General features: G+C 68.9%; 2 protein-coding genes and 1 pseudogene. All 3 read left to right on the top strand.

The annotated features are described in order from the left end of the window. Positions 1–522: pseudogene (locus DSP71_RS23580) on the top strand (isocitrate lyase); the annotation flags it as partial. Positions 523–656: 134 nt separating this feature from the next. Beyond that, positions 657–2,321: a malate synthase A gene (gene aceB / locus DSP71_RS10920; RefSeq protein ID WP_113681101.1), complete on the top strand. Its 1,665-nt coding sequence runs from the start codon at positions 657–659 to the stop codon at positions 2,319–2,321. Between the two features lie 94 nt (positions 2,322–2,415). Then, positions 2,416–2,764 (top strand): hypothetical protein (locus DSP71_RS10915; protein WP_258546375.1); only part of this gene is annotated, 349 nt, incomplete at its 3' end.

The following is a 2,764-nucleotide window of genomic DNA, read 5'->3' as shown; positions in this document are numbered from 1 at the left end:
GAGGGGTTCTACCGGATCCGCCCCGGTCTGGAGTCTGTCATCAGCCGCGGCCTCGCCTTCGCCCCCTACGCCGACCTGTTGTGGGTCGAGACGGGAGAGCCCGACATCGAGCTCGCCCGCTCGTTCGCCGCGGCGATCCATGCACAGTTCCCCGGCAAGCTCCTGGCTTACAACTGCTCGCCGAGCTTCAACTGGAAGAAGCACCTGTCGGACGCCGAGATCGCGACGTTCCAGCAGGAGCTGGCTGACCTGGGCTACAAGTTCCAGTTCATCACGCTGGCCGGATTCCACGCCCTGAACTACTCGATGTTCGACCTCGCCCGCGGCTACGCGGATCGCGCCATGAGCGCCTACGTCGAGCTGCAGGAGGCCGAGTTCGCCGCAGAGGCGGACGGCTACACCGCCACCAAGCACCAGCGCGAGGCGGGCACCGGCTACTTCGACGTCATCTCCACCGCGCTCAACCCCGACAGCGCAACCCTCGCCCTCGCCGGCTCCACCGAAGCCGCGCAGTTCCACTGATCCCCACTTCGTTCCCGTCTCGCCGACACCCATCCCCGCCGTCGAGACCCACCGCCGCGATCGTCTGCAGCGTTGGGTCTCGGCGACCACCGTGGGTCTCGGCGGATGAGGACACCGACGTACAAGGACTCATCATGACCACTCCCACGACCACCACGGCACCGATCCAGACGACCCAGCAGGGTCCGGCGATCGAGGTCACCGGCCCCATCCGCGACCGCTACGAGGAGATCCTCACGCCTGAGGCGATCGCCTTCCTCACCGAGCTGCACCATCGGTTCGCGTCCCGCCGTCACGACCGGCTCGCCGACCGGATGCGCCGACGCTTCGAGATCGGCAACGGGCACGACCCGAAGTTCCGCGACGACACGGCCCACATCCGCGAGGACCGGGACTGGCGGGTCGCCGGTGCCGGGCCCGGCCTCGAGGACCGCCGCGTGGAGATCACCGGACCCACCGACCCGAAGATGACCATCAACGCGCTCAACTCCGGCGCCCGCGTCTGGCTCGCCGACCAGGAGGACGCCACGAGTCCCACCTGGAAGAACGTCATCGAGGGTCAGCTCTCCCTCAAGGACGCGATCCGAGGAGAACTCTCCTTCACCGCCCCCGCCTCCGAATCCGGACCCGGCAAGGAGTACCGCGTCACCGCGGAGCGCACGCCCACGATCGTGATGCGCCCCCGCGGCTGGCACCTGCCCGAGAAGCACGTCGCCTTCATCGACCGGGCCGGCCGTCGCACCTCGGCATCCGGGTCGCTGGTCGACTTCGGTCTCTACTTCCTGCACAACGCACAGGCGCTGATCGAGGCCGGGCGAGGCCCGTACTTCTACATCGCGAAGCTGGAGTCGAGCGAGGAGGCGAAGCTGTGGGACGACGTCTTCTCGTTCAGCGAGGAGTACATCGGCATCCCGCACGGCACCATCCGCGCCACCGTGCTGATCGAGACGCTGCCCGCCGCGTTCGAGATGGACGAGATCCTGTACGAGCTGCGCGACCACTGCGCGGGCCTGAACGCCGGGCGCTGGGACTACATCTTCTCGATCATCAAGAACTACCGTGGCCGTGGGGCGCGCTTCGTGCTCCCCGACCGCAGCGAAGTCACGATGACGGTGCCGTTCATGCGGGCCTACACCGACCTGCTCGTGCAGACGTGCCACAAGCGCGGAGCCTTCGCGATCGGCGGCATGAGTGCGTTCATCCCGAACCGCCGCGACCCCGAGGTGACGGCGCGTGCGGTCGAGAAGGTGTCTGCCGACAAGAAGCGCGAGGCCGGAGACGGCTTCGACGGCACGTGGGTGGCGCACCCCGACCTGATTCCCACGGCGCAGGCTGAGTTCGACGCCGTGCTGGGCGACCGCCCGAACCAGGTCGACCGCCAGCGCGACGACGTGCACGTGGAGGCGCGCGACCTGCTCGACCTGCACATCGGCCGCCCGATCACCGCCCAGGGTGTGCGGGACAACGTGTCGGTCGCCATCCGCTACCTGGAGGCCTGGCTGCGCGGGCTCGGCGCTGTGGCGATCGACAACCTCATGGAGGATGCCGCGACCGCGGAGATCAGCCGCTCACAGGTGTGGCAGTGGATCCACCAGGACCGCACCACGCAGGACGGCACCCCCATCACGGCGGAGTACATCGAGGGGCTGATCGACCAGGTGCTCGCACAGGCGACCCGCAGCCACGGCGACCGCTACGACGACGCAGCGGAGATCTTCCGCGAGGTCGCCCTGCAGGAGGAGTTCCCGACCTTCCTCACGCTGGGCGCCTACAGCCGATACCTGATCGACGAGGACTGAGCACGAGTGGACGAGTCCCGGGCGGCAGGCAGCTGCGGCCCGGGACTCTCCCGCGTCCGGAGCCGAGGCGGCCACGCGGGCGTAGCCTGGAGGCATGACCGACGTCTGGGCGGACATCGCCACCGAGTTCCTGCACTTCTACCCGCGCGGGCGGCGGCTGCTCGCGGTGGCCGGCGCGGACGCCGAGCGCTCACGACAGGCAGGCGACGAACTCGCCACCGCTCTGACGGCGTCGGGACAGCAGGTCGTGCGCGAACACTCCGCAGAGGGCGACGAGACCGAGCTCCGCAGCGTGGTCACCGCGTTCCGGGAGGGACCGAAGAGCGACGACATCCTGCTCGTCTCCGGTCCAGCCGCCCTGATCGGCGAGCGCAGCAGGGGGATGTGGAACTACGCGCTGTGGCAGTTGGCGGGCGACGAACCGCCCCACACCGTGGCGGGTT

This window comes from Microbacterium sp. H6, assembly GCF_003314775.1.
Taxonomy (GTDB): domain Bacteria; phylum Actinomycetota; class Actinomycetes; order Actinomycetales; family Microbacteriaceae; genus Microbacterium; species Microbacterium oxydans.
Note: the sequence above shows the minus strand (reverse complement) of the source record. Positions and strands in the feature narration are given on the sequence as shown.

Bases quoted from the DNA above. Each gene is read 5' to 3' on its own strand.
- aceB (WP_113681101.1), top strand. From the start codon at position 657: ATGACCACTCCCACGACCACCACGGCACCGATCCAGACGACCCAGCAG.